Below are 26,367 nucleotides of genomic sequence, written 5' to 3' on the forward strand. Positions count from 1 at the left end.
GGTACGCCCTCGAGCACGGAGGTCACCCATGGAGCTCGGCACCGTCACTTTCACCTACGACGGGCGGGTAGCCCTTCGATTCCAGCAAGCGCTCTCGCACTCGCCGGAGAAGGTGTGGCGTGTTCTCACCGACCCGCAGTACCTGAAGGCCTGGTTCCCCGCCGACGTCGAGTTCGACCTCACTCCGGGTGCCGAACTCGTCTTCCGTGTGACGCCGGAGCAGGTGCGCCGATTCGGATTGCCCGCAGATCAGACCACCACGGGGACGGTCATCTCGGTGCATCCCGCGCACATCCTCGAATACCTGTGGGACGCCGAAACCCTGCACTGGGAACTCGTCCCCGACGGCAGCGGAGGCTGCTGGCTGACGCTCACCCACACCGTGGAAGAAGAGGAATCCGCCTACGCTCACGCCGCCGGCTGGCACGCGGGACTCGAGGTGGTCGAAGCGCAACTGGACGGCCGCGAAGTCGACTGGTCCCCGTGGGATCGGGCCGACGAACTCGCGGCGTCGTACCGCAAGACGTCCTGACCACCGGATTCACCGACGGGAGGAGTGCGTATCCCGGGCAGCACGACCACACCGGCAGCGACGTTCGTCAAGGAGGTCACCGGCGAGGCGACGCGGCGTTGGGGTGTGCACGGCACCGACCTCGGCTGTCCCACACGCCTGGCCGACGGCAGAGTCGCGTTCTTCTTCGGCGACACGTTCAGCTCACGCGGCCGAAGCGGTAGACGGTGGCGCAGCCCCGTGATGTTGCGCTCCACCACAACCGATCTCCGGGGCGGCATCGAGTTCGAATCCGCGGCCGGCGGCCGGACGGCGACAGAGATCCTGCCGAACGCGCACGACGTCCGCGAACTCCCCGACCGGGAATCTGCGGGCAGCGAGTTCACCGTCGTTCCCGCTGACGCCGTCACGATCGGTGACCGGACCTATCTGTCCGTCGTCAGTGTGCACTCGTGGCGGTCGCGTGCGTGGCCGACGAACTTCACGTATCTCGCCTGGTCCGACGACGGCGGCGAGAACTGGCACCGCTCACCCGCCCGCTGGGACAACCGCGGTGGGTCACTCGATCAGCTGTGGACCATGGAACGGCACGACGGCTACGTCTACGTCGTCTCGAGCGCGTTCGACCGCACCAATCCGGGTGGGATGATCCTCCGGCGGGTCCCCGAATCGCGCATCCTCGAGCCCGGTGCCTACGAGGACTGGGGCTGGGACCGCGGTACGGGGTGGGCGTGGGGACAGCCCGCGACCCCGATCCTGCCGGGCCCCGTCGGGGAGATGTGCCTGCGACGGATCGACGGCACCTGGGTCCTCGCGTACTTCGACCCCACCGCGTACGCGATCGTCACACGCACCGCGGACCGGATCGACGGACTGTGGTCGGAACCGACCGTGCAGGTCGCCGGGGGCGACTGGGGAGCGGCGGACGGCACGTGGGCGCAGATCTACGGCGGATTCATCCACCCGGGGTCCACGTTGGGCGAGCTGCATCTGCTTGTGTCGCAATGGAACACGACGACCGGCGACCCCTACCGCGTCCTGCAATTCACGACTCGACCGGCCGCCGGGTAGCTCGTCACCCCACGAGTTCCGACTCCGTCCACCGCCCCTCCCCTTCGAGTTCCACACCGCGGGAATGGAATTGATTGAGGGTACTGCGGTGGCCCACGCTCACCACGATGCTGTCCGGGAGTTCGGTCCTGAGCAGGGTGTAGAGCGTGTATTCGAGGCCCTCGTCGATGGCCGACGTGGCCTCGTCGAGGAAGATCACCGCGGGGCGTGCGATCAGCACCCGCGCGAACGCGAGACGCTGCTGCTCACCCGGCGACAGGATCCGCGTCCAGTCGGCGGTCTCGTCGAGCCGATCCCCCAGATTGCCGAGCGACACCTTCGACAGCGCGTCGCGCACGATGTCGTCGGACGCCGTCGGCTCTTTCGGGTACGCCAGCGCGGTCCGCAGCGAACCGAGCGGAAGGTACGGGCGCTGGGACAGGAAGATCGCCTCCCCCGCGGGCCGCGACACCGTGCCGTCGGCGTACGGCCACAGATCGGCGAGCGTGCGGAGCAGGGTGGTCTTGCCCGAGCCAGACGGGCCCTTGACCAGCAACGACTGCCCGGGGGTCACGGTGAGCTCGAGGCCCTCGATGAGGGTCTGCCCCGTCGGGATGCGCACGTCCAGCTTCTCGACCTGGAGGTCGTCGCCCGACTTGCCGGTCTTCAGGATCGGAAGTTCGGCGGCATGCTGGTTGTCGTTGGCCAGACCGTTGAGTCGGATGAGGGTGGCGCGGAAACTCGCGAAGTCGGCGTACGACTCACGGAAGAAGGACAGGGAGTCGTGGACCTGGCCGAACGCCTGCGACGTCTGCATCACGTCACCGAGCGACACCTGACCGGTGAACAGTCGCGGACCCTGCACGAGGAACGGGAAGATGACGGCCGTCTGGTTGACGGTGAGGTTCCATCCGCTGAACTTCAACGTCCGGAAAACGATCTGCCACATGTTCCGGATGACGTCCGCGAACCGTCCGGCGAGTGTGCGGCGCTCGACGTTCTCGCCGCGGTAGAACGCGATGCTCTCGCCGTACTCCCGCACCCGGATCAGCGCGTAGCGGAAGTTGGCGCCCAGTTTCTCGTTGAGGAAGTTCAGCTTGATGAGCGGCTTGCCGATCCAGAACGCCACCACCGTGGTCACCAGTACGTAGATGTAGACGAGGAAGATCATCGCCCGCGAGATCTCGACGCCGAACACCGTCATCGGGCCGGACAGATCCCACAGGATTCCCGTGAACGACACGATCGACAGCACCGCGGTCACCGCGCCCATCGGCAGCGAGCGGGACGTGGTCACGAAGTTGGTGATGTCGGCCTGGACGCGCTGGTCCGGGTTGTCGATCGCGTCGTCCAGGAACCGGTCACGGTAGTAGGCGCGGCTGTCGAGCCAGTCGTCGACGAGATGGTGGTTGAGCCACGTCCGCCAGTCGATGTCGAGGGTCTGCCCGATCAGGTACTCGATCAGGGCCCGCACCACGTGGACCGTCGCCAGAAGGGCGAATACGCGGAGGAAGTGCCAGAACGCCGATTCGTCCAGATTCTGGATCGAATCGTAGAAGTCGTTGTACCAGTAGGAGAACAGCACCGTCATCCGCACCGCGAAGACCGTCGACAGCAGCAACACCGCCAGGATGGTCAACGGCTTGAGGCTGCGCCGCGGATTGAAGTACGGCGCGGCGAAGCGCCAGAACTGCCTTCCCCATTTGGTGAACCGCGCGAGCAGTATCACTACGACGACGAACGCGACGACAGTCATGACGTAGGCCTTGAGCAGCCACATTGCGCTGTCCCAGACGACGTTGTTCCAGTCCACGACCCATATCCCCGATCACGAGGTGAAACTCACCAGAAAAGATGGCGAAGTCTAACCCCGGACCTCGGTCGTCGGCGAGAGAGACGCGCAGGACACGCGTCGATCCGCACACACACGTCGCCCGATGTCCCATTTGGGCGGTTTCGCCGCACAGGTGGGACACCGGGCAGGGAGAACGGGCCCCGACGACGGGGAGTCTACGAGTCCTTCTCGGGCTCAGGCTTTTTCAGGTTGCCCTCGTCGTCGACGTAATCGTCGAAGGCGGTACCCGACACCGTGCCGTCGGAGCCGGGCAGGACTACCGTCTCGCGGGCGCCCGGCTCGTAGCGGGCGTCGATCTCCTCCACCTTCTTCTTGGCTTCGGCAAGCGCCTCGTCGTCGGGAAGGGGCACTTCGGTCTCGGCCTGTCGGCCGGAGTTCTTCTGCTCGGGTGCGTCTGCGCTCATTGTGCACGTCCGTTCCGTTTCGGAGATTCCAGACCGACCATACGCCGCAGCCACCAGTTGAACTACCGTTCAAAACCGTTCGGTGGCAAAGGAATGACGGGCCGCTACTTCCGCGGCGGGAAGTGGCGGATGAGACCCTCCTGGACGACGGTGGCCAGCAACTCGCCCTCGAGGGAGAAGAACCGCCCCGTCGCGAGGCCGCGGGACCCCGCGGCGACCGGCGACTCGGTGGCGTAGAGCGTCCAGTCGTCGAACCGGAACGGCCGGTGGAACCAGATGGAATGGTTGACGGTGGCTGCGACGATCCGGTCCAGCCCCCACGACAATCCGTGGGTGGTGATGATGGAATCCAGGACCGTGGTGTCCGACGAGTAGCCCATCACGGCCACGTGTATCAGCGGGTCGTCCGGAAGGTCGCCGTCCGATTTCATCCAGACCCGGTTGTGGGTGAGCTTCTCCCCGGTGCCCTTCATGATCCAGGACGGGTCGTTCGCGTAACGCATGTCGATCGGTTTGAGGGCGTCGACGAACATCTTCAGCCGGTCCTCGTAACCCAGGAAGTGGTCGCCCAGCGGCGGCAGCGTGTCCGGGAACGGGACGTCGGGCACCTCGACCGCGTGCTCGAGACCCTTGCCCCAATCCTGGAACGCCGCCAGCATGACGAACAGTTCCTCACCGTTCTGCAGCGCCGTGACCTGACGGTTCGCGAATGCCCGGCCGTCGCGGTGCCGCTCGACGCGGTATTCGATGGGTTCCTTGACGTCGCCGCCGCGGATGAAGTGGGCGTTGATCGCGTGCACAGCGCGCTCGCCGCTCACGGTGCGGCCGGCGGCGACCAGTGCCTGGGAAATCAACTGGCCGCCGAACGTCCGGCTCCCCACCTGCGCGGGATGCCGACCTCGGTACGTGTCCTCGCCGGTCCTCTCGAGATCGAGAAGTTCGAGCAGGGTCTGGAGATCGGTCTTCGCCGCGACTTCGCTCACCTAGTGGTCCTCTTCGCCGATTCTGTGGACGTGGATCAGGTTGGTCGAGCCTACGGTGCCGGGCGGCGACCCGGCCACGATGACCACCAGTTCACCCTTCTGGTACCGGCCCAACCCGAGCAGCGCGTGGTCGACCTGCCGCACCATCGCGTCCGTGCTGTCGACCGGGTCGACGATGAACGTCTCCGTTCCCCACGTCAGCGACAACTGGCTGCGCACCTCCGGCAACGGGGTGAACGCCAGCAACGGCAGCGGCGTGTGCAGCCGCGCCAGGCGGCGCACCGTGTCCCCGGACTGGGTGAACGCGACCAGCGCCTTCGCGTCCAGGCGCTCCCCGATGTCGCGGGCGGCGTACGAGATGACACCCCGCTTGGTGCGCGGCACATGCGTCAGCGGCGGCACCTGGGTGGACTCGTTCTCCACCGCCTCGACGATCCGCGCCATCGTGCGCACCGTCTCCATCACGTACTTACCGACCGACGTCTCACCGGACAGCATCACCGCGTCCGCACCGTCGAGGACCGCGTTCGCGACGTCGGACGCCTCGGCGCGGGTGGGCCGCGAGTTCTCGATCATCGACTCGAGCATCTGGGTGGCCACGATGACCGGCTTCGCGTTCTCCCGGGCGATCTGGATCGCCCGCTTCTGCACCAGCGGCACCTGCTCGAGCGGCAACTCCACACCCAGGTCACCGCGGGCGACCATCACCGCGTCGAACGCCAGCACGATCGCCTCGAGGTTGTCGATCGCCTCCGGCTTCTCGAGCTTCGCGATCACCGGGATCCGGCGACCGACCCGATCCATCACGGCGTGAACCAGTTCCACATCGGCCGGCGACCGCACGAACGACAGCGCGATGAAGTCGACGCCGAGGCCGAGCGCGAACTCGAGGTCGGCGATGTCCTTCTCCGACAGCGCCGGGACCGACACGTTCATCCCCGGCAGGGACACACCCTTGTTGTTGCTGACCGGGCCACCCTCGGTGACCCGGCAGATCACGTCGTTGCCCTCCACACCGGAGACGACGAGACCGACCTTGCCGTCGTCGACGAGCAGCCGGTCGCCGGGCTTGGCGTCCTCGGCGAGCTGCTTGTACGTGGTCGACACCCGGTCGTGGGTGCCCTCGACGTCGTCGACGGTGATCCGCACTTCCTCACCGTTGGCCCACGTGGTGCGACCCTCGGCGAACCGGCCGAGCCGGATCTTCGGGCCCTGGAGGTCGGCGAGGACACCGACCGCCTTGCCCGTCGCGTCCGAGGCGGCCCGGACGCGTTTGTAGTTCTCCTCGTGGTCGGCGTGTTCGCCGTGGCTGAAATTCAGCCGCGCCACGTCCATACCGCTTTCGACGAGCTCGCGAATACGGTCACCGGTGGCGGTAGCAGGTCCAAGTGTGCATACGATCTTCGTGCGTCGGTTCACGGCCTCGAGCCTAGTCGTCCCGCGCGCCCTTCTCCATTTAGACGACTGCCAGCGGGAGCGCCGTCGGATGCACCGGCGACGGGAGGTCCGACGCCCCGGTCAGATACACGTCGACGGCGTGCGCCGCGGACCTGCCCTCCGCGATCGCCCACACCACGAGCGACGCGCCGCGGTGCGCGTCCCCGCAGACGAAGACCCCGGGTGCGGTGGTCTGCCAATCCGGTCCGCAGGAGAGCGATCCGCGCCGGGTGGGCGACAGCCCGTAGTCGTCGAGCAGCGGTCCGAGATCGACACCCTCGAATCCGATCGCGAAAAGCGCCAGTTCGCAGGGCAATTCGATCTCCTCGCCGACCGGTGTGATGATGCGTTTGCCGTCCTCGCGGGTGACCCGGACCTCGGCGAGGACCATGGATCGGACGTTCCCGTTCGCGTCACCGAGGAAGCGTTGCACCGCGACCTGATACCGGCGGACACCGCCCTCGGCGTGCGCGGGCGACGTGCGCAGCACCATCGGCCACGCCGGCCACGGCGTCGCGGCCTCGTCCCGATCCGTCGGCAACTCCGGGTTGTAGTCCAGCTGGGTCACCGACAGCGCGCCCTGGCGGTGCGCCGTTCCGAGGCAGTCGGCCCCGGTGTCGCCGCCGCCGATGATGACGACGTGCTTGCCCTTGGCGGTGATCGTCGCGGGACCGTCACCCTCGCATTCCTTGTTCGAGGTGACGAGGTGTTCCATCGCGAGGTGGATCCCGTTCAGCTCCCTGCCTTCGACGGTCGTGTTGTCACGGCCCCGGAGCGCGCCGATCGCGAGCACGACGGCGTCGAAGTTCTCGCGCATCTGCTCCACGGTGAGGTCGACGCCGACCTCGCAATCGGTGACGAAGTGCGTTCCCTCGGCGCGCATCTGCATCAGGCGCTGATCGAGGATCGCCTTCTCCATCTTGAATTCCGGGATGCCGTACCGCAGCAGTCCCCCGAGCCGGTCGTCGCGCTCGTAGACGGTGACGTCGTGCCCCGCCCGGGTCAGCTGCTGTGCCGCCGCGAGACCGGCCGGCCCGGAACCGACCACCGCGACCTTGCGGCCCGTGGCGATCATCGGCGGCTTGGGCACCACCGTGCCGGACTCCCACGCGACGTCGGCGATGGCCTGTTCGATCCGCTTGATGGTGACGCTGCCGGTCGTGTGGGTGTCGGCGAGGGCGAGCACACACGCCGACTCGCACGGCGCCGGACACACCCGCCCCGTGAACTCCGGGAAGTTATTCGTGGCATGCAGGCGCTCACTGGCCGCCGACCAGCGGCCGCGCCGCACCAGGTCGTTCCACTCCGGAATGAGGTTGCCCAGCGGGCAGCCCGCACTTCCCGAGTGGCAGAACGGGATTCCGCAGTCCATACACCGTGCGGCCTGCTCGGACACCTCGGCGGCCCGCTCCGCCGGACTCTGCGGCGCGTACACCTCGTGCCAGTCGTGCACCCGCTCCGCGACCGGACGCTTGCGCGCCTCCTTCTTGACGATGTGCAGAAAGCCCTGCGGATCAGCCACGTGCCGCCTCCATGATCGCAGTGTCGACGTCGAGTCCCTCGGCCTTGGCGATCCGGGTCGCGTCCAGCACCCGCTGGTAGTCCACCGGCATCACCTTGGTGAACAACGCGGAGCGCCGGGGCCAGTCGGCGAGCACCGACGCCGCCACCGCGGAACCGGTCCACCGGTGGTGGCGGGTGACCGCGCCGCACAACCAGTCGAGGTCGTCCGGGTCGGGTTGCAGGAGCTTCACCATCGCCGGGTTCACGTCCTCGGGGTCGAGGTCGAGGACGTAGGCGATGCCGCCGGACATACCGGCCGCCATGTTCCGGCCGGTCGGTCCGAGGATCACGACCCGCCCGCCCGTCATGTACTCGCAGGCGTGGTCGCCGACGCCCTCCACGACGGCCGACGCACCGGAGTTGCGCACCGAGAAGCGTTCGCCGACGCGGCCCCGGAGATACAGCTCGCCCGAGGTGGCGCCGTAGAGCAGGGTGTTGCCCGCGATCACCTGGGTTTCGGGGACGAACAGGACGTCGTCGGCGGGACGGACCACGATCCGCCCGCCCGACAATCCCTTGCCGACGTAGTCGTTGGCGTCACCGGTCAGGTCGATGGTGATACCCGGCGGCAGGAATGCGCCGAGCGACTGCCCGGCGGAACCGGTGAACGTGAGCCGGATCGTGTCGTCCGGCAGCCCGGCGGCGCCGTACCGGCGGGTGACCTCCGCGCCGAGCAGCGTGCCGACGGTCCGGTTGACGTTGCGCACCGGCATCTCGATCTCCACGGCGTGCGCGTCCTCGAGGGCACCCTCGGCCAGTTGGATGAGCGTCCGGTCCAGCGCCCGGTCCAGTCCGTGGTCCTGATCGCGGTCCCGGCGCCGCTGCGGCAGCGGCGTCCCGTCCGGCCCGGTGGGCACGGCGAAGATCGGGGTCAGGTCGAGTCCGCGATTCTTCCAGTGCGCGATCCCCTGCGCGGTCTCGAGGACATCGGCGTGACCGACGGCCTCGTCGATGCTGCGGAACCCGAGGTCCGCCAGGTACCGGCGCACGTCCTCGGCGACGAAGCGGAAGAACTCCTCCACGAACTCCGGTTTGCCGGTATACCGCTTGCGGAGTTCCGGGTTCTGGGTGGCGACACCGACCGGGCAGGTGTCGAGGTGGCAGACCCGCATCATGATGCAGCCCGCCACGATCAGCGGGGCCGTCGAGAACCCGAACTCCTCCGCACCCAGGAGCGCCGCGACCACGACGTCCCGCGCGGTGCGCATCCCGCCGTCGCACTGGACGGTGATGCGGTCGCGGAGACCGTTGAGCACGAGTGTCTGCTGGGCATCGGCCAGCCCGATCTCCCACGGCGCCCCGGCATGCTTCATCGACGTCAGCGGGGTGGCGCCGGTTCCGCCGTCGTTCCCGGAGATCAGGACCACGTCGGCGTGTGCCTTGCTGACGCCTGCGGCGACCGTTCCCACACCCACCGAGCTGACCAGCTTCACGTGGACCCGGGCCCGGTCGTTGGCGTTCTTCAGGTCGTGAATCAGCTGGGCGAGATCCTCGATCGAGTAGATGTCGTGGTGCGGTGGCGGCGAGATCAGCCCGACCCCCGGCGTCGAGTGCCTTGTCTCCGCGACCCATGGGTACACCTTGTACGCCGGCAACTGGCCGCCCTCACCGGGCTTGGCGCCCTGCGCCATCTTGATCTGGATGTCGCTGGCGTTGATCAGGTAGTCGCTGGTGACACCGAACCGCCCGCTCGCCACCTGCTTGACGGCGCTGCGGCGCGACGGATCGTAGAGACGGTCGACGTTCTCGCCGCCCTCGCCCGTATTGGAGCGTCCGCCGAGATTGTTCATCGCGACGGCCATCGTCTCGTGAGCCTCGGCGGAGATCGAGCCGTAACTCATCGCGCCGGTGTTGAACCGGGTGACGATCCGCTCGACCGGTTCCACCTCGCCCAGCGGCACCGGCGGGCGCACACCCTCCCGGAACGTGAACAGGCCGCGCAGTGCGCCACCGGCCTCGGCCAGGCGGTTCACCTCCTCGCTGTACTTCGCGAACACCGTGTGCTGACCGGTGCGGGTGGCGTGCTGCAGCAGAAACACCGTCTCCGGGGTGAACAGGTGCAGTTCGCCGTCGCGGCGGAACTGGTACTCGCCGCCGTCCTCGAGCCGCCGGTGGGCGAACTCGGCCGGGTTGTCCGGGTACGCCTGCCGGTGACGGACGGTGACCTCGCGGGCGATCTCGTCGAGACCGGCGCCGCCCAGCTTGCTGACGGTGCCCGTGAAGTACTCGTGGACGAGATCGCGGTCCAGGCCGATCGCCTCGAACACCTGCGCCGCGGTGTACGAGCCGACGGTGGAGATGCCCATCTTCGACATCACCTTGAGCACACCCTTGCCGAGAGCGGTGAGATAGTTCCGCACGGCGATCGTGTGCTCGACGCCGGTGAGTTCGCCCTCGGACACGAGGTCCTCGATCGACTCCATCGCGAGGTACGGGTTGACGGCCGCGGCCCCGTACCCGATGAGCAGCGCCAGGTGGTGGACCTCGCGGGCGTCACCGGATTCGACGACCAGCGCCACCTTGGTGCGTTCCTTGGTCCGCACCAGGTGATGGTGCACCGCGGCGACCGCGAGCAGCGACGGGATCGGCGCGCGGGTGTGGTCGGAGTCACGGTCCGAGATCACCAGCGTCCGATAGCCGTCCGCGATCGCGGCGCTCGCCTGAGCCCGCACTTCCTCGATCGCCTCGGCCATCCCCGCACCGCCGCGTTCCACGTCGTACAGCGCGCGCAGCACCGCCGCGGCCAGCCCCGGATGGTTGCCGTCCGCGTTGACGTTGATGATCTTGTTCAGCTCTTCGTTGTCGAGCACCGGCCACGGCAGCACGATCTGCCTGCACGACGCCGCGGTCGGCTCGAGCAGGTTCTGCTCCGGTCCCATGACCCGCGACAGCGACGTCACGATCTCTTCACGGATCGCGTCGAGCGGCGGATTCGTGACCTGCGCGAACAGTTCGACGAAATAGTCGTAGAGCAGCCGCGAACGCTGCGACATGACGGCGATCGGGGTGTCCGTCCCCATCGAGCCGAGGGGCTCGCCGCCGGACGCGGCCATCGGCGCGAGCAGGATCCGCAGATCCTCCTCGGTGTACCCGAACGCCACCTGCCGTCGCACCACCGACTCGTGGTTGTGCTGCGCGTGCGGGCGATCCGGCAGCGTCTTCAGTTCGAGCAGACCGGCGTACAGCCACTCCGCGTACGGCCGCTCCGCCGCGAGCCGCATCTTGATCTCCTCGTCGGGCACGATCCGGCCCTCGGACGTGTCGACCAGGAACATCTGCCCCGGTTCGAGGCGGCCCTTCGCCACGACCTCCGCCTGCGGGACGTCGAGGACACCGCTCTCGCTCGCGAGGACCACCCGCCCGTCGACGGTCTGCCACCAGCGTCCCGGACGCAGGCCGTTACGGTCCAGCACGGCGCCGACCACGGTCCCGTCGGTGAACGTCACACACGCCGGTCCGTCCCACGCCTCCATCAGCGACGCGTGGAACTGATAGAACGCCCGGCGTTCGGGGCACATCGACGTGTCGTTCTCCCACGCCTCCGGCACCATCATCATCACCGCGTGCGCCACGCTGCGGCCGGCGAGGTGCAGCAATTCGAGGACCTCGTCGAACGACGCCGAATCCGACGCGTCGGGGGTGCAGATCGGATACAACCTGCGCAGGTCGCCCCGGATCACCGAACTCGACAGCAACGCCTCGCGGGCGCGCATCCGGTTCTGGTTGCCGCGGACCGTGTTGATCTCACCGTTGTGCGCGACGAACCGGAACGGATGCGCGAGCGGCCAGGACGGGAACGTGTTGGTCGAGAACCGGCTGTGCACGATCGCGATCGCACTCGCCATCCGCGGGTCGCGCAGGTCCGGGAAGTAACGGGACAGCTGGGACGTGGTCAGCATTCCCTTGTAGACGACGGTCCGGCTCGACAGGGACGGGAAGTACACGCCGCTGCCCTCGGACTCGACCTCGGGAGTGACCTGCTCGGCCCGCTTACGCAGCGCGTAGACCAGGCGGTCGAGTGCCAGCCCGCCGGGCCGGATCCCGCCGACGGCGGGTGCGGTGACGAACAACTGGCTCATGTGCGGCGCGCAGGCCCGGGCCGTGGAGCCGACGTCCGCGCCGTCCGGATCGACGGGCACCCGACGCCAGCCGAGGATCTCGAGCCCCTCCTCGGCCGCGAGGTCGGACACGCGTCGTTGCGCCGCCGCCCGTGCCTGCGCGTCCTGCGGGAGGAAGCAGATTCCCGCCGCGTACGTGCTGCCGCCGTCCTCGAGCGGCGCCGGGAGATCGAAGTCGACGACGTCCCCGAAAAATTCGGTGGGGAGCTGGAGGAGGATGCCGGCGCCGTCGCCGCTGTTCGGTTCCGATCCTGCCGCACCGCGGTGCTCGAGATTCTCGAGTGCGAGGAGTCCGTCGGAGACGATGGAGTGTGAGCGGCGGCCGTGCACGTCCGCGACCATGGCGACGCCGCAGGAATCGACTTCCTGGTCCGGGTCGTACAAGCCCTGGGGACCAGGCAACTGAGAGAACAGCACCGATATACCTCCACATCGGCCAGGAAGACCACCAGTGTGTGCGCTCCGCACGTGCTGTCGGCGGCCTCCGCTAGCGGGGTCGCCACGACGGGCGCTAACTGCTTTTCGGGGGTCTACCGGGACAGCATCGGCCCGTGAAGGTTGTAACCGGACATACACCCGGCGCGCTCAGCTTACCAGGACCGATACCTCGCAAGATATGCCGAATCCGGCCCCGGACAGCACTGTGGCCCGTGTCGCATCAGCAACACGGGCCACAGTTCGGTCGGGGATCGTCACTGCTCCCGCAGAGGTCGTCCGTACTTGTCCTTCACGCTTCCGGTCAGCATCATGATGCCGTCGACCAGCGGCCAGATTCCGCCGATTCCACAGGTGAGCCACGTGACGGCGATCTGCGCCACGGCGATGCCGGGCTGGTTCAGGTAGAACCGTCCGACTCCGAAACCGCCGAGGAAGATCTGCAGCAGGCCGGCGGTCAGCTTGGACTTGTCGGAGTACGGCTCACCCGTCAGCGGGTGCCTGCCGAACGGCGCCGACGGATCGGCGTACGCGTTGTAGCCGGCGGGGGCGTATCCGGGCGGCGGGAACCCCTGCTGGGGGTAACCCGGCTGCTGTCCGTACCCCGGCTGCTGGTACCCGGGCTGCTGGTAGTCCTGCGACGACTGCGGAGCCGCCCCGTACTGCGCGCCGTAGTTGGGGTCGGGTGCGCCGTAGGTGGGACCGTCCGGTTGCTGCTGGGGCTTCTCGTACCCGGTGTAGGGCGCTGTCGGCGAAGTCGGCTCGCCCACGTTCGGGAACGGGGCCGTCGGCTCGGTGCCGCTCGGCGACGGGTAGGTGGGCGTGGACCCCCAGCCCGGGCCGTTACCGACACCGGAGTAGGTGTCCCAGCCCGGTCCGGTGCCGGATGAACCCGGTGACGGTGTCGCGTCCGACGTGGCCGGCGGCTGGGACAGCGAGGCCTCGGCGGTGGCGTCGTAATCGAAGGGTGAGCCGAACTCGGGCGGCGGGCTCGACTCGGTGCTGTTCTCGGTGCCGTCGCTGCTCTTCCCCAGGTCGACCTTGTGTGCGTCCTCGGATGCACCCTTGCCGGAATCGTCGGATGCTTTCCCCGGTTCAGTCATTCGCGTCATCCTTCTTGCTGTCGATGGTCTTCGTGCGCGCCTCGCCTCCGGTACTCGCAGTACTCGCGGCCTTGTCGTCCGATACCGGCTCCGATGCGGGCGCGTCCTCGTCCGTGCCCTCGTCCTCGACGTTCTTCTCGGGCTCCTTCTCCATGGTCTCGCTGTCGACCGGTTCGCCGTCGGCAGGCCGCAATTCGGCCGGGTCCTCACGGCCCTTCGTCGCGGCGAAGAAGTACACCAGGGCCGCGACGAACACCAGGGCGGAGGTGAACGAGTTCACGCGGACACCGGCGATGAGGCTCGCATGATCGCTGCGCATCAGTTCGATCCAGAAGCGGCCGGCGCAATATCCGGCCACGTACAGGGCGAAGAGGCGGCCGTGACCGATGCGGAAGCGGCGATCGACCCACACGAGCAGGAGAACGATCAGCACGTTCCACAGCGCCTCGTACAGGAACGTCGGATGCACCACGAACGCGACCTCGCCGGTCGACACCCCGTCGATCAGCTGCGGTGACACCTGGCCCACGTCGTTGCGCCGCTCGAAGATCTCGAGCCCCCACGGCACGTCGGTCTCGCGACCGTAGAGTTCCTGGTTGAAGTAGTTTCCGAGCCGGCCGATCGCCTGCGCCAGCAGGATTGCGGGCGCGACCGCGTCGCCGAGCGCAGGCAGCGGGATGCCGCGGCGACGACAACCGATCCAGGCGCCGACGCCGCCGAGCGCCACGGCGCCCCAGATGCCGAGGCCGCCCTGCCACACCTTCAGGGCGTCGACGGGGTCGCCGCCCTCCCCGAAGTACGTCGGCCAATCGGTCATCACGTGGTAGAGACGGCCGCCGATCAGGCCGAACGGCACCGCCCAGATGGCGATGTCGAGGACGGTGCCCTTCTCGCCACCGCGGGCGACCCAGCGACGGTCACCCCACACGATCGCGACGACGATCCCGACGATGATGAACAGCGCGTACGCGCGCAGGGCCACCGGTCCGACATACCAGACACCTTGAGGCGGACTCGGAATGTAGGCCAGTACGTCCACAGTGGAAGTCACGACGCCACGGTAGCGGAGCGAACGCCCTCGGCGAGTTCCTTCGTGAGCGAGCGCACCGCGTCCAGACCGCTCTCCGCGGCCGTGACCAGCGCAGATCCGACGATGACCGCGTCGGCGTACGCGGCGATCTCGGCGGCCTGCGCGCCGGAGCGGACACCCAGTCCGACACCCACCGGGATGTCCGAGTGGGCGCGGATGCGGGCCGTCAGCTCGGGTGCCATCGACGACACCGCGTCACGGGCGCCGGTGACGCCCATCGTGGACGCGGCATACACGAAGCCGCTGCTGGCGTCGAGGGTCATCGCGAGGCGTTCCTCGGTCGACGACGGCGCCACCAGGAAGATCCGGTCGAGGTCGTGTTCCTTCGACGCGGCGATCCACTCGCCGGCCTCCTCGGGGATCAGGTTGGGCGTGATCAGGCCGAGGCCACCCGCGCTCGCCAGGTCGCGGGAGAACTTGTCGACCCCGTACTGCAGGACCGGATTCCAGTACGTCATCACGACGGCCTTGCCGCCCACGGAGGCGATCGCCTCGACGACGGTGAACACGTCACGCACCCGGACACCGTTCCGCAGCGCCGTCTCGGCCGCCGCCTGGATGGTGGGCCCGTCCATCACCGGGTCGGAGTAGGCGATGCCGACCTCGACGATGTCGCAACCGGATTCGACCATCGCCTTGAACACGTCGATGGACTCCTGCACGGTGGGGAAACCGGCCGGGAGGTACCCGACGAGCGCGGCGCGCTTCTCCTCGCGGCACTGCGCGAACGTCGGGGCGAGGCGCGAGAGTCGTTCGCTCACTTGGCCGAACCTTCCTTGTCAGTCGTGGTGGTCTCGGTCGAATCGTCGGGATCGAACAGTCCGAACCACTTGGCGGCCGTGTCCATGTCCTTGTCGCCGCGCCCGGACAGGCTGATGACGATGATCGCGCCCTCCCCCAGTTCGCGGCCCAGTCGCAGCGACCCGGCGACGGCGTGGGCGGACTCGATGGCGGGGATGATGCCCTCACGCTCGGACAGCAGACGCAGCGCGTCCATGGCCTCCGTGTCGGTGACCGGCTCGTAGGTGGCGCGGCCGATGTCCTTGAGGAGCGCGTGCTCCGGTCCGACACCGGGGTAGTCGAGGCCCGCGGAGATCGAGTGCGACTCGATGGTCTGGCCGTCCTCGTCCTGCAACAGGTACGAGTACGCGCCCTGGAACGCGCCCGGGGTGCCCGCCGCGAACGTGGCGGCGTGCCGCCCGGTCTCGACGCCGTCACCGGCGGCCTCGTAGCCGACCAGCCGCACGGCCGGGTCGTCGAGGAACGCGTGGAAGATGCCGATGGCATTGGAACCGCCGCCGACGCACGCCGTCACCGCGTCGGGCAGCCGGCCCGTCAGCGCCTGCACCTGGGCACGCGCCTCCAGGCCGACCACGCGCTGGAAGTCGCGGACGATGGTCGGGAACGGGTGCGGCCCGGCAGCAGTGCCGAAGCAGTAGTACGTGTTGTGGGCGTTGGTGACCCAGTCGCGCAGCGCCTCGTTGATGGCGTCCTTCAGGGTCCTCGACCCCGACTCGACCGACACCACCGAGGAGCCCAGCAACCGCATGCGGGCGACGTTCAGCGCCTGCCGCTCGGTGTCGACGGCACCCATGTAGATGACGCATTCGAGGCCGAGGAGCGCGCAGGCGGTGGCGGTGGCGACACCGTGCTGGCCGGCGCCGGTCTCCGCGATGATGCGGGTCTTGCCCATGCGCTTGGCGAGCAGCACCTGACCGAGCACGTTGTTGATCTTGTGCGAGCCAGTGTGGTTGAGGTCTTCGCGCTTGAGGATGAGCCGCGCCCCACCGGCGAACTCGCTCATCCGTGTCGCCTCGAAGATCGGGGACGGACGGCCGGTGTAGTCGCGCTGGAGACGATCGAGTTCGTTCAGGAACGCGTCGTCGGCGCGGGCCTTCTCGTACTCGGCGGTGACCTCCTCGATCACTGCCATCAGGGCCTCGGGCACGTGCCGTCCGCCGTACACGCCGAAGTGTCCTCCGGCGTCGGGGTCGTGCGTCGTGCGCTCGGCGATTCCGGCGCTGGCAGTCGGCAGATTGCCACCCTTGAAGACGGTTTCCTGATTACGTGAAGTCACAGGTCCAGTCTGCCCCAACGCCGGGTTCCGCCGCCGTCCGGGTCAGTTCCTCCGGCGCAACGTCAGCGTGACGGCTTGGGGCAGGACGGGTGAGCGCCGGCGTTGACCAGATCGGCCACCGCCTTGCGCGGATCCCCGCTGGTGACGAGGCCTTCGCCGACCAGCACCGCGTCGGCTCCCGCACCGGCGTAGGCCAGCAGGTCGGCCGTGCCGCGCACACCGGACTCGGCGATCTTGATGGTCTCGGTGGGCAGCCCGGGAGCGATCTCGCCGAACGTGTTCTTGTCGACCTCGAGCGTCTTGAGATTGCGGGCGTTGACACCGATGACCTTTGCGCCCGCCTCGAGCGCACGGTTGGCCTCTTCCTCGGTATGGACCTCGACGAGGGCCGTCATGCCCAGCGACTCGGTGCGGTCGATCAGCGACGCGAGCGCGTCCTGCTCGAGGGCGGCGACGATGAGCAGCACGACGTCGGCGCCGTGCGCGCGGGCCTCGTGGATCTGATACGGCCCGACGATGAAGTCCTTGCGGAGGATCGGGATGCTCACCGCGCGGCGGACCGCGTCGAGGTCCGCGAGGGACCCCTGGAACCGGCGCTCCTCGGTGAGCACGCTGATCACCCGGGCACCACCGGCCTGGTAGGCGGCGGCCAACTCGGCGGGATCGGTGATGTCGGCGAGCGCGCCCTTCGAGGGGCTGGCCCGCTTGACCTCGGCGATGACTCCGATGCCCGGCTCGAGCAGGGCGGCCGCGGCATCGAGGGCCGGCGGTGCGGCAGCGGCGGCAGCCTTGACTGCGGCGAAGTCAAGGACGGCTTCGCGGGCGGCGACGTCGGCGCGCACCCCGTCGAGAATCGAGTCGAGAACGGTCATCGTGGCCCGAGTCCTTTCTGGGCAGAAACCCGATGTGAGGAACATCATCAGGGGTGAAGTCAGCCTAGATGGCACTCTGATTCTGTTTACGTTCGGGTCCCCGGGTCTTTGTCCGGTCCGTCAACTTGGTCGACAGGTTCGGCTTTCTTGTCTTCCACCGTGGGGTCCTCCCCCGCATCCAGGGCATCCCAGAGCATGCGCTGGGTAACGGGCCCCTCGGCGGAATCGGTGCCGGCCTTCTTCGCCGCGTCCCGACGCGCACCGGGGCTGTCGTACTTGGAGGAGAGCCCGGCCCGCACCCGCGGACGGCGGACGAGTTCCACCGCGGCGGCAAGCGCCGCCAGGGCGCCCACCAGCGCGAGAACGGCGGGACCGACGTGCACGGACACCGACTGGACCTCGGCGCGGCCCGGCAACTCGGCCAGCCGGCCCGCCTCGTCGCCGGAGGCGCCCGAGACGATCAACCCCACCGCGGGGACCGCGGCCGCGACGGCCACGACCGCGACGAGGACACCGAGCACCCGCAGCGCCCAGCCCTTCACGGCGAACGACGCGGCGATCGCGGCGACCAGGGTCAGCGCCAGCGGCGTGAGCGCCGCGGCCCACGTGCCGCCGACGAGCGCCGACGTGCGCTCCTCACCGAGTCCGTCGGAGGAGGTGACCTCCACCCACGTCATCCGGGAGGCACCCCACAGGCACACCGCGGCGACCGCGAGCAGCAGCACCGAGATCATCGACCGGCGACGTCCCGCCTGCCCGGGTTCCCGGGCCGTCTCCGACGCGTCACTCACTGCGTGTCGCCTCCCAGGGTCCGGAGCGTGTGTGCCGCCGCGATCGCGCTGAGCACCGCCATCGCCTTGTTCCGCGCCTCGGTGTCCTCGTACTCGGGGTTCGAGTCGGCGACGACACCCGCACCCGCCTGGACGTACCCGATGCCGTCCTTGATCAGCGCGGTCCGGATCGCGATGGCGGTGTCGGCGTCGCCGGCGAAGTCGAGGTACCCGATGATGCCGCCGTAGATGCCCCGGCGCGTGGGTTCGAGTTCCTCGATCAGCTGCATCGCCCGGACCTTCGGCGCGCCCGACAGGGTGCCCGCCGGGAAGCACGCGGTGACGGCGTCCAGGGCATGCTTGCCGTCCGCGAGGTGACCCGTGACGGTGGAGACGAGATGCATCACGTGGCTGTACCGCTCGATGTGGCGGTAGTCGTGGACCTTCACCGTGCCCGGTTCGCACACGCGCCCGAGATCGTTGCGGCCCAGATCCACGAGCATCAGGTGCTCCGCGTTCTCCTTCTCGTCGGCGAGCAGGTCCTTCTCGAGCAGGATGTCCTCCTCCTCGGTGTGCCCGCGCCAGCGGGTTCCCGCGATCGGGTGCGTGGTGGCGACGCCTTCCGACACGGTCACCAGGGCCTCCGGGCTCGAACCGACGATGGAGAACGCCGTTTCGCCGTCGCCGTTCGGCACGTTGAGCAGGTACATGTACGGGCTGGGATTGGAGGCGCGCAGCATCCGGTAGACGTCGATCGGGTCCGCGGTGCAGTCGATCTCGAAGCGCTGCGACAGCACGACCTGGAAGGCCTCGCCCGCCTCGATGTCTCCCACGAGCTTCTGCACGTCGGCGCCGAAGCCCTCGGTGGTGCGCTGACGCCGGTAGTCGGGGGCGGGCTTTGCGAACGTGGACACGGTCGACGACGCCGGGGCCGACAGGGCGTGCGTCATCCGGTCTAGCCGCTCGACCGCGGAGTCGTAGGCCTCGTCGACGCGTTCGTCGGTGCCGTCCCAGTTGACCGCGTTGGCGATCAGGGTGATGGCGCCCTCGTGGTGGTCGACGGCCGCGAGGTCCGTCGCCAGCAACATGACCATCTCGGGGATCTGCAGATCGTCGGTGGCGTGCTCGCCGATTCGCTCGATCCGGCGCACCGCGTCGTATCCGAGGAAGCCGACCATTCCGCCGGTCAGCGGCGGCAGGTCGGGCAGCCGCTCGCTGCGGAGCAGTTCCAGCGTCTGGCCGAGGGCCGCGATCGGATCGCCGCCGGACGGTGCGCCCGCGGGAACGTTGCCGTACCACGCGGCCTCGCCGTCGACGACGGTGAGCGCAGCGGGACTGCCCGCGCCGATGAACGACCACCGCGACCACGATCGGCCGTTCTCCGCCGACTCGAGCAGGAAGGTCCCCGGCCGGTTCGCCGCCAGCTTGGTGTACGCCGACAGCGGAGTTTCCGCGTCAGCCAACACCTTGCGCGTCACCGGGACCACCCGGTGTTCGGCGGCGAGAGCGTGGAACTGCTCGCGCGTGGTGGTCGAGTCGGACCCGCCGTCGGCCGGGGTGGCGGCGGACTCGGGTGCGGGAATCGTGGTGGGCTCGCCGTGCATGCCGACCATCATCCCAGGCGCACTCGTCGTGTCTGCGTGCGCGGGTAGCCTCGGCTGTCATGAAGCCAGGTCAGCTCGCACCGGAATTCACCCTGCCCGATCAGGACGGCATCGCGCGATCTCTGTCGAGCCTTCTCGAGGACGGCCCTCTGGTGCTGTTCTTCTACCCTGCGGCGTCGACGCCGGTGTGCACCGCCGAGGCCTGCCATTTCCGTGACCTCGGAGTCGAGTTCTCCGCAGTGGGCGCGTCCCGCGCCGGGATCAGCACCGACGCGGTGGAGAAGCAGGCGTCGTTCGCGCAGGAGCAGTCGTTCGACTACCCACTGCTGTCGGACGCCGACGGAGCCGTCGCGGAGAAGTTCGGTGTCCGCCGCGGACTGCTCGGCAAGCTCGCCCCGGTCAAGCGGTCGACGTTCGTCATCGACACCGACCGCACCGTGCTCGAGGTCATCTCGAGCGAGTTCCGCGCCAACACGCACGGCGACCAGGCGCTGGCCTTCCTCCGGACGCGTCAGTCCACCTGAATCGACCGTTTGGCCAGCCCCATCCAGAAGCCGTCGATGACCTGCCGGGGGATCTGCTCGGGATCACTCGCGGCGCCCAGCGTGACGAACAGCGGCGCGAAGTGCTCGATCGTCGGGTGGGCGTACGGCATGCCCGGCGCGAGCGAGCGGAAGTCGATGAGCGAATCGACGTCGCCCGCGGCGAGACGCTCGTCCGCCCAGGCGTCGAACTCCGACGACCAGCCGGGTGCCTTCGCGTCGGGTGACGGGTCGCGCAGGAACGGCAGCCCGTGGGTGGTGAATCCGGAACCGACGATCAGGACATCCTGCTCGCGCAGGGGACGCAGCCGCTCCCCGAGGTGCAGCAGTCGTTGCGGGTCGAGCGTGGGCAGCGAGATCTGCAGGACCGGGATGTCGGCGTCGGGGTACATGACCGTCAACGGAACGTAGGCGCCGTGGTCGAGGCCGCGGTGCGGCTGGTGCGACACGGCCTCGTCGTCGGGCATCAGGGCCACGACCTGCGCCGCGAGTTCGGGGGCGCCGGGCGCCTCGTACGTGGTCCGGTAGAAGCGTTCGGGGAAGCCACCGAAGTCGTAGACGAGGGGGGTGCCGGTGGTGGTGGACCCGATCGTGAGCGGCGCCGATTCCCAGTGCGCCGACACCATGAGGATGGCCTTCGGCCGCGGCAGGTCGCCTGCCCACTTCGCCAGCTGCGACACCCACAGTTCGCTGTCCACCAGCGGAGGCGCACCATGACTGAGGAACAGTGCGGGCATGGTGGCGGTCATCGCGACTCCTTCGGATCGAGATCCAACATCGAGGCTCAATGTTGAACCTTCAAGTTACTATACGAGTCAACGCGTGGGCCCGGCAACTATTCCCCACGCACGGTCCGGCCCACGACGTGCTAACTATGTTGAACACGTTGCACGCGTGGATCGACGTACGGATGGAGGACACCACTGATGAGTGGTAACGACGAGGGCACGCCGGCAGAGCCCGGCACCCGATGGCTCGACGCCGAGCAGCAGGAGGCCTGGCTCACCCTCATCGCCCTGGTCACCCGGCTCCCCGCCGCACTGGACACCCAGCTCCAACGCGACTCGGCACTCACCCACTTCGAGTACTTCGTCCTCGCCTCGCTCTCCGGCGAGGCGAACCGGCGCCTGCAGCTGTCCCTGCTCGCCCAGCGCGCCAACGCGTCCCTGTCCCGGCTGTCCCACGTCATCACCAAGATGGAAAAAGCCGGCTGGGTACGCCGCGAGAGCATCCGCGGCAGCCGCGGCTCCGACGCCGTCCTCACAGACGAGGGCATGGCCAAGGTCGTCGAGGCCGCGCCCCCGCACGTCGAATCCGTCCGATCCCTGATCTTCGACGGACTGTCCGCCGACCAGGTCCGTCAGCTGTCCGAACTGTCCGGCGCCATGCTCACCCAACTCGACAAGAGCATCGCATCGGGAACCGGCAGAGCCTGACAGCACTCACCCCAACGGCGCCCCGGCAACGCACCCCAACGGCGCCCCGGCAGCTCACCCCAGCGGCGTCCCGCCGACACCCCAGCTGTCGCGCGGGACCTCGGTGATCGTCACCCACACCTTCGCGGGATCCTTGCCCGTCGCGTCGGCGTAGGCCTTGGTGACCGCCTCGATCGTGGCGCGCTTCTGCTCCGCGGTGAGTCCCGGCGTCTGACTGATCTGAATCAATGGCATAGGACGAACTGTGCCACAAAATCATTCGGCGGCTCATCGACCGTCGCTCACGTTCGCTTGCGCGACCTGAGATCGACAACTCCGCTCGGTGCTTCGACCTCCCGGTGCAACCGTTGATCCCCGAGCGCCAGGCGCTGCACGCTGGCTACAGCAGCCTCGAGGTCAGTCCGCTCTCCTTTCGGACCCGAGCGCAGTCACAGGGAGATTTGGTCGACCGGCCACTGCAGCGACCGCGAGTTCGACCTCCCCGCACCGCCGCGGAATCTCGGAGATCAACTGGTCGATGATCCGGATGACCTTCGCCGGGCCATGACCGTCTCATCACTCTTCGAGAGACGAGCGCTGATCGTAGATCAGTCCTTCGCTGCGCGGACGTCGTTCCCCTGCTCGGCAAACGCCTTGAAGTCCTGCATGTGCTGTTGCGACTGCTTGCGGAAGGCACCGGGCATCAGGAGCCCCACCAGCCGCATCAACACGCCGCTGAACCGGTATTCGCTCTCGCTCACCCAGAGCGTCATCTCCGGACCGACTTCGGTCAGCCGGTCGCGCACGGCGCTCCACATGCCCTCGCCGACGATCTCGCGGTCGAAGTGAACGACGCTCCCTTTCGGGATCCCGCGCAGGTCTGCCGGTTCCCGACGCGTGATGGTCTCGGTGCACTCGATCTTCTGCTTCCCCATCTGCATCACGACCCGCGATCGGGTACCGACCTGCCCGTGCACCCCACTCAGCGGCTCGTGCAGCACCAGACCCCGCAGCCACTTCGGCAGGTGTGCCGAGTCGGCGAGCAGCTGTACCACTGTCTCCCGCGGCAGGGCGATCTCGATCGAGACGGTGTACTTCATGCGGAGCGCTCCTGGGTCCCGAGTAAAGAGGCCTACGCTAGCAGCCTCGCTTCATATTTAGAGGTCACGGCATGCTCAACGATCCCCGATCCGCGTGGTCACGGCGGGTGTCGCCCTGTCAGCGGAGGGCGAGGGCGCGCTGCGGCCGGCGTCGCACACGTCGACGTGTAGCTCGCCCGAGCGGTTGTCCACCACGAAGTGCGGGCCCAGGGGCGGCACGGTTTCTCACCGCCGTGCCGTACGCCGGTTCCTGGGATCGGAAGCGCGGGCGGCGGCTCGTGGCGTTCGACGCGGGCCGGCCGAAGCCGTGGGGGCCTACGCGAGAGTGACTGTCACCTGCCGGAAACCGGGTGGGGCGCCTCACCCTCCGCGAGACGCGGCGCCCCGTCTCGGGGAAGCGGTGGACGGACTCCGGGGCACGGCCCCACCGTAAGCGGGTGGGCGGATGTGCATACGCTCGGTAGTTGGCGCGCACGGTGGTGTTCGATCCGACTGAGCGGGAACAGTGTGATGAACAGCGGCAACGGTTTGACTGGACGCTCCTGCAACCAACGAAGTTCGTCGAACAGACAGTCCGGGCCATCACCCGCAGGCCTCGCGAGCTGGACCCAGTGAGCAATCGTTCCTGCCGAGGCTGACCACAGTGGTCATTGACCGGTCATACACAAGCATGAACGGCATGCGGGCCCTCTGCCCGAGGGCATGGCGGGCACTCTGCCCGAACGCCGAGGCGCCTTACTCGGCGGTGAGGAGCACGTCGGTGTCGAAGCAGGTGTGGGTGCCCGTGTGGCACGCCGCCCCCTCCTGATCGACGACGAGCAGCACCGAGTCGCCGTCGCAGTCGAGCCGCACCTCGTGGACGTACTGCGTGTGACCGGACGTCTCGCCCTTCACCCAATACTGCTGACGGGACCGGGAGTAGTACGTGCCCTTGCGGGTGTCGAGCGTGCGAGCGAGGGCCTCGTCGTCCATCCACGCCACCATCAGGACGTCGCCCGTCGACCGTTCCTGCGCGACGGCACTGAACAGTCCTGCCTCGTTGCGCTTGAGCCGGGACGCGATGGCGGGGTCGAGACTCATCGGACGGTGATCCCTTCTTCACGCATGGACTTCTTCACGTCGCCGATCGTCATGTCGCCGAAGTGGAAGACACTGGCCGCCAGGACGGCGTCCGCGCCGGCGCCGACCGCGGGTGCGAAGTGCTCGACGGCGCCCGCTCCCCCGCTGGCGATCACCGGCACATGCACGGCGGCGCGCACCGCCCGGATCATCGGCAGATCGAAACCGGCCTTCGTGCCGTCGGCGTCCATCGAGTTGAGCAGGATCTCCCCGACGCCCAGTTCGGCGCCGCGGACCGCCCACTCCACCGCGTCGATACCGGTCCCGCGCTTGCCGCCGTGCGTCGTGACCTCCCACCCCGACGGGGTGTCCGGCTGCCCCTGCGGCACGGTCCGCGCATCGACCGACAGCACGATGCACTGCGAGCCGAAGCGTTCGCTGAGTTCGCGGAGCAACTCGGGCCGGGCGATCGCCGCCGTGTTGACGCTGACCTTGTCGGCGCCGGCGCGCAGCAGCCGGTCGACGTCCTCGACGGTGCGGACACCGCCGCCGACCGTGAGCGGAATGAAGACCTGCTCCGCCGTCCGGCTCACCACGTCGAGCATGGTGCCCCGGTCCGCGGTGGACGCGGTGACGTCGAGGAACGTGAGCTCGTCGGCTCCCTGAGCGTCGTACGCGGCAGCCAACTCGACGGGGTCACCCGCGTCCCGCAGGTTCTCGAAGTTGACGCCCTTGACGACGCGTCCGGCATCGACGTCCAGACACGGGATCACTCGAACCGCCAGAGTCATTGCGTACGCCCTCCTGAAGGCTCGGAACGAGGATCACCCAGTGATCCGAGGATATCGAGAATTTCGCCGTGCACTCCGGGCGCTCCGGCGAGCACCGAGTCGGACGTGACCGTCCAGGGCTTGCCGCCCAGATCCGTCACCACACCACCCGCGGCGCGCACCAACGCGACACCGGCGGCGTTGTCCCACGCATTGTGGCCGAACACCACCGCGCCGCCGAGTATTCCGGCCGCGGTGAACGCGAGGTCGACACCGGTGGATCCGTGGATCCGGATCCGCGACGACACCCGGCTGAGCTGCGCGAGGACCTGCAGCCGGTACGCGCCGGGGATGCGCCCGCGACTGTCGATGTTCAGTGCGCCCAAGCCCACGATCGACGACGCGAGCGACGTACGCCCGAGCGCAGGCAGGGGCGTGCCACCTTCGAGCAGCGGACCGTCCGCGACGGCCGCATACCGCCGCCCGACGAGCGGCAGCCACGTGAGACCGAGAACGGGAACCCCGTCGTCGAGCAGCGCGAGCAGCGTGCCCGCCGTGGGCAGACCGGCCGAATAGTTGAACGTGCCGTCGATGGGGTCGAGCACCCACACGGGTCCGCTGCCCAGGTCGGGGCCGCCGAACTCCTCGCCGTGGACATCGATGCCGGTCCGGTCGCGCAGTTCACCGGTCAGCCGCTTCTCGAGTTCGAGGTCGACGGCGGTCGCGAAGTCGTCGGGACCCTTGTGGACGGCGCTGGGCGCACCCACGCCCGAGACGAACCGTTCGTGCACGCCGTCGAGCAGCTCACTGGCGACGGCGAGGAGCTCCCGGGGATCACGGGACAGGGTCATGGCGGGAACTCAGCCCGAGACCGCGGCGAGCGCCTCGGGGAGGGTGAACCGCCCCGCGTACAGCGCCTTGCCGACGATGGATCCCTCGACCCCCTGATCGACGAGTCCGGCGATCGCCCGGAGGTCGTCGATGGTGGACACGCCGCCCGAGGCCACGACGGGAGCGTCGGTGGCAGCGCAGACCTGCGCGAGGAGTTCGAGATTGGGGCCGGTGAGGGTGCCGTCCTTGCTGACGTCGGTGACGACGTACCGGGAGCAGCCGTCCTTGTCGAGGCGGGCGAGGGTCTCCCACAGGTTTCCGCCCTCGGTGACCCAGCCGCGGCCGCGGAGCTGGTATTCACCGTCGACGAGACGCACGTCGAGACCGACGGCGATCTTCTCGCCGTACTTGGCGATGGCGCGGGCACACCACTCGGGGTTCTCGATGGCGGCGGTACCGAGGTTGACGCGTCCGCAGCCCGTGGCCAGTGCGGCCTCGAGCGACGCGTCGTCGCGGATCCCACCGGACAGTTCCACCTGGACGTCGAGCTCGCCCACCACGTCGGCGAGGAGTTCACGGTTGGAGCCGCGGCCGAACGCGGCGTCGAGGTCGACGATATGGACCCACTCGGCACCGTCGTTCTGCCACGCGAGGGCGGCATCACGAGGCGAGCCGTATCCGGTCTCGCTTCCTGCCTCCCCCTGGACGAGGCGAACAGCTTCACCGTTGACGACATCTACAGCAGGCAAAAGGACCAGGCTCACGTGCGACAACCCTA

The 26,367-nt window shown here is 68.5% G+C and carries 24 protein-coding genes; 4 read left to right on the forward strand and 20 right to left on the reverse strand.

All coding sequences use genetic code 11. The features are described 5' to 3' along the window. Window positions 1-28 precede the first annotated feature (28 nt). A complete protein-coding gene (locus HGB39_RS28805) occupies window positions 29-532 on the forward strand; it encodes an SRPBCC family protein (protein ID WP_005260370.1) in 504 nt (167 codons plus the stop codon). Between the two features lie 24 nt (window positions 533-556). After that, a complete protein-coding gene (locus HGB39_RS28810) occupies window positions 557-1,582 on the forward strand; it encodes a glycoside hydrolase family 183 protein (protein WP_005565498.1) in 1,026 nt (341 codons plus the stop codon). Window positions 1,583-1,586: 4 nt separating this feature from the next. On the opposite strand, the gene HGB39_RS28815 is transcribed toward HGB39_RS28810, so the two are convergent. The 13 genes from HGB39_RS28815 to HGB39_RS28875 all read right to left on the reverse strand — a co-directional run bounded on the left by HGB39_RS28815 (window position 1,587) and on the right by HGB39_RS28875 (window position 19,872). Further along, window positions 1,587-3,374: an ABC transporter ATP-binding protein/permease gene (locus tag HGB39_RS28815; RefSeq protein WP_064080631.1), complete on the reverse strand. Its 1,788-nt coding sequence runs from the start codon at window positions 3,372-3,374 to the stop codon at window positions 1,587-1,589. Between the two features lie 197 nt (window positions 3,375-3,571). Then, window positions 3,572-3,820, reverse strand: a complete 249-nt coding sequence (locus tag HGB39_RS28820; protein WP_005260364.1) for a hypothetical protein — start codon at window positions 3,818-3,820, stop codon at window positions 3,572-3,574. 104 nt (window positions 3,821-3,924) lie between these two features. Further along, window positions 3,925-4,803: an acyl-CoA thioesterase gene (locus tag HGB39_RS28825; protein WP_005260362.1), complete on the reverse strand. Its 879-nt coding sequence runs from the start codon at window positions 4,801-4,803 to the stop codon at window positions 3,925-3,927. Then, the gene (gene pyk, locus HGB39_RS28830; RefSeq protein ID WP_005565503.1) at window positions 4,804-6,222 is read right to left on the reverse strand and encodes a pyruvate kinase; all 1,419 of its coding nucleotides are present in this window, start codon (window positions 6,220-6,222) and stop codon (window positions 4,804-4,806) included. It abuts the gene before it with no gap. A gap of 37 nt (window positions 6,223-6,259) precedes the next feature. Continuing rightward, on the reverse strand, window positions 6,260-7,762 hold the full coding sequence (locus tag HGB39_RS28835) for a glutamate synthase subunit beta (protein ID WP_005565505.1): 1,503 nt from the start codon (window positions 7,760-7,762) through the stop codon (window positions 6,260-6,262). Continuing rightward, a complete protein-coding gene (gltB, locus tag HGB39_RS28840) occupies window positions 7,755-12,338 on the reverse strand; it encodes a glutamate synthase large subunit (RefSeq protein WP_064080632.1) in 4,584 nt (1,527 codons plus the stop codon). Before gltB ends, HGB39_RS28835 begins: the two co-directional genes overlap by 8 nt. A gap of 275 nt (window positions 12,339-12,613) precedes the next feature. Then, a complete protein-coding gene (locus HGB39_RS28845; protein WP_005564108.1) occupies window positions 12,614-13,459 on the reverse strand; it encodes a TM2 domain-containing protein in 846 nt (281 codons plus the stop codon). Then, on the reverse strand, window positions 13,452-14,510 hold the full coding sequence (lgt, locus tag HGB39_RS28850) for a prolipoprotein diacylglyceryl transferase (RefSeq protein WP_043788440.1): 1,059 nt from the start codon (window positions 14,508-14,510) through the stop codon (window positions 13,452-13,454). The genes HGB39_RS28845 and lgt overlap by 8 nt, the downstream gene beginning before the upstream one ends. Next, window positions 14,507-15,310 (reverse strand): tryptophan synthase subunit alpha, encoded by an 804-nt coding sequence (gene trpA / locus HGB39_RS28855; RefSeq protein WP_005247486.1) that lies wholly within the window; start codon window positions 15,308-15,310, stop codon window positions 14,507-14,509. The genes lgt and trpA overlap by 4 nt, the downstream gene beginning before the upstream one ends. Continuing rightward, window positions 15,307-16,626 (reverse strand): tryptophan synthase subunit beta, encoded by a 1,320-nt coding sequence (gene trpB, locus HGB39_RS28860; protein WP_005260350.1) that lies wholly within the window; start codon window positions 16,624-16,626, stop codon window positions 15,307-15,309. The genes trpA and trpB overlap by 4 nt, the downstream gene beginning before the upstream one ends. A gap of 62 nt (window positions 16,627-16,688) precedes the next feature. Next, window positions 16,689-17,498, reverse strand: a complete 810-nt coding sequence (gene trpC, locus HGB39_RS28865) for an indole-3-glycerol phosphate synthase TrpC (RefSeq protein ID WP_005260348.1) — start codon at window positions 17,496-17,498, stop codon at window positions 16,689-16,691. Between the two features lie 86 nt (window positions 17,499-17,584). Further along, window positions 17,585-18,289 carry a TIGR02234 family membrane protein gene (locus tag HGB39_RS28870; RefSeq protein WP_005564104.1) on the reverse strand — a complete coding sequence of 235 codons (705 nt, stop codon included), beginning with the start codon at window positions 18,287-18,289 and terminating at the stop codon, window positions 17,585-17,587. Then, the gene (locus tag HGB39_RS28875) at window positions 18,286-19,872 is read right to left on the reverse strand and encodes an anthranilate synthase component I (RefSeq protein WP_039951282.1); all 1,587 of its coding nucleotides are present in this window, start codon (window positions 19,870-19,872) and stop codon (window positions 18,286-18,288) included. The genes HGB39_RS28870 and HGB39_RS28875 overlap by 4 nt, the downstream gene beginning before the upstream one ends. A gap of 59 nt (window positions 19,873-19,931) precedes the next feature. Here HGB39_RS28875 and HGB39_RS28880 point away from each other — a divergent pair, with 59 nt between their 5' ends. After that, window positions 19,932-20,396, forward strand: coding sequence for a peroxiredoxin (locus HGB39_RS28880; RefSeq protein WP_005260343.1), 465 nt, complete (start codon window positions 19,932-19,934; stop codon window positions 20,394-20,396). Here HGB39_RS28880 and HGB39_RS28885 read toward each other — a convergent pair. Continuing rightward, window positions 20,384-21,163, reverse strand: a complete 780-nt coding sequence (locus HGB39_RS28885) for a dioxygenase family protein (protein WP_005564099.1) — start codon at window positions 21,161-21,163, stop codon at window positions 20,384-20,386. The two genes, HGB39_RS28880 and HGB39_RS28885, sit on opposite strands and share 13 nt — an antisense overlap. Window positions 21,164-21,340: 177 nt before the next feature. On the opposite strand from HGB39_RS28885, the gene HGB39_RS28890 reads away from it, so the two are divergent. Then, on the forward strand, window positions 21,341-21,850 hold the full coding sequence (locus HGB39_RS28890; protein WP_005260338.1) for a MarR family winged helix-turn-helix transcriptional regulator: 510 nt from the start codon (window positions 21,341-21,343) through the stop codon (window positions 21,848-21,850). A 54-nt stretch (window positions 21,851-21,904) separates the two neighbouring features. On the opposite strand, the gene HGB39_RS28895 is transcribed toward HGB39_RS28890, so the two are convergent. The 6 genes from HGB39_RS28895 to priA form a co-directional block, all read right to left on the reverse strand. Continuing rightward, window positions 21,905-22,084, reverse strand: coding sequence for a tautomerase family protein (locus HGB39_RS28895; RefSeq protein ID WP_005247502.1), 180 nt, complete (start codon window positions 22,082-22,084; stop codon window positions 21,905-21,907). A gap of 353 nt (window positions 22,085-22,437) precedes the next feature. Further along, window positions 22,438-22,929 (reverse strand): SRPBCC family protein, encoded by a 492-nt coding sequence (locus HGB39_RS28900; protein ID WP_005564097.1) that lies wholly within the window; start codon window positions 22,927-22,929, stop codon window positions 22,438-22,440. 735 nt (window positions 22,930-23,664) lie between these two features. Beyond that, window positions 23,665-24,009: a phosphoribosyl-AMP cyclohydrolase gene (gene hisI, locus HGB39_RS28905; protein ID WP_005564095.1), complete on the reverse strand. Its 345-nt coding sequence runs from the start codon at window positions 24,007-24,009 to the stop codon at window positions 23,665-23,667. Continuing rightward, window positions 24,006-24,779 carry an imidazole glycerol phosphate synthase subunit HisF gene (gene hisF, locus HGB39_RS28910; protein ID WP_005247506.1) on the reverse strand — a complete coding sequence of 258 codons (774 nt, stop codon included), beginning with the start codon at window positions 24,777-24,779 and terminating at the stop codon, window positions 24,006-24,008. Before hisF ends, hisI begins: the two co-directional genes overlap by 4 nt. Beyond that, window positions 24,776-25,609: an inositol monophosphatase family protein gene (locus tag HGB39_RS28915; protein WP_005260332.1), complete on the reverse strand. Its 834-nt coding sequence runs from the start codon at window positions 25,607-25,609 to the stop codon at window positions 24,776-24,778. Before HGB39_RS28915 ends, hisF begins: the two co-directional genes overlap by 4 nt. A 9-nt stretch (window positions 25,610-25,618) precedes the next feature. Then, window positions 25,619-26,353 (reverse strand): bifunctional 1-(5-phosphoribosyl)-5-((5-phosphoribosylamino)methylideneamino)imidazole-4-carboxamide isomerase/phosphoribosylanthranilate isomerase PriA, encoded by a 735-nt coding sequence (gene priA / locus HGB39_RS28920; RefSeq protein WP_005247511.1) that lies wholly within the window; start codon window positions 26,351-26,353, stop codon window positions 25,619-25,621. Between the last annotated feature and the right edge of the window lie 14 nt (window positions 26,354-26,367).

The organism is Rhodococcus opacus, assembly GCF_012396235.1.
GTDB classification, from domain to species: Bacteria; Actinomycetota; Actinomycetes; order Mycobacteriales; family Mycobacteriaceae; genus Rhodococcus_F; species Rhodococcus_F opacus.

Bases quoted from the DNA above. Each gene is read 5' to 3' on its own strand.
- HGB39_RS28900 (WP_005564097.1), bottom strand. From the start codon at position 22,929: ATGAAGTACACCGTCTCGATCGAGATCGCCCTGCCGCGGGAGACAGTG.
- HGB39_RS28880 (WP_005260343.1), top strand. From the start codon at position 19,932: ATGAAGCCAGGTCAGCTCGCACCGGAATTCACCCTGCCCGATCAGGAC.
- trpC (WP_005260348.1), bottom strand. From the start codon at position 17,498: ATGACCGTTCTCGACTCGATTCTCGACGGGGTGCGCGCCGACGTCGCC.
- HGB39_RS28805 (WP_005260370.1), top strand. From the start codon at position 29: ATGGAGCTCGGCACCGTCACTTTCACCTACGACGGGCGGGTAGCCCTT.
- hisF (WP_005247506.1), bottom strand. From the start codon at position 24,779: ATGACTCTGGCGGTTCGAGTGATCCCGTGTCTGGACGTCGATGCCGGA.
- HGB39_RS28885 (WP_005564099.1), bottom strand. From the start codon at position 21,163: ATGACCGCCACCATGCCCGCACTGTTCCTCAGTCATGGTGCGCCTCCG.
- HGB39_RS28895 (WP_005247502.1), bottom strand. From the start codon at position 22,084: ATGCCATTGATTCAGATCAGTCAGACGCCGGGACTCACCGCGGAGCAG.
- HGB39_RS28890 (WP_005260338.1), top strand. From the start codon at position 21,341: ATGAGTGGTAACGACGAGGGCACGCCGGCAGAGCCCGGCACCCGATGG.
- HGB39_RS28845 (WP_005564108.1), bottom strand. From the start codon at position 13,459: ATGACTGAACCGGGGAAAGCATCCGACGATTCCGGCAAGGGTGCATCC.
- HGB39_RS28875 (WP_039951282.1), bottom strand. From the start codon at position 19,872: ATGCACGGCGAGCCCACCACGATTCCCGCACCCGAGTCCGCCGCCACC.
- HGB39_RS28915 (WP_005260332.1), bottom strand. From the start codon at position 25,609: ATGACCCTGTCCCGTGATCCCCGGGAGCTCCTCGCCGTCGCCAGTGAG.
- hisI (WP_005564095.1), bottom strand. From the start codon at position 24,009: ATGAGTCTCGACCCCGCCATCGCGTCCCGGCTCAAGCGCAACGAGGCA.
- HGB39_RS28820 (WP_005260364.1), bottom strand. From the start codon at position 3,820: ATGAGCGCAGACGCACCCGAGCAGAAGAACTCCGGCCGACAGGCCGAG.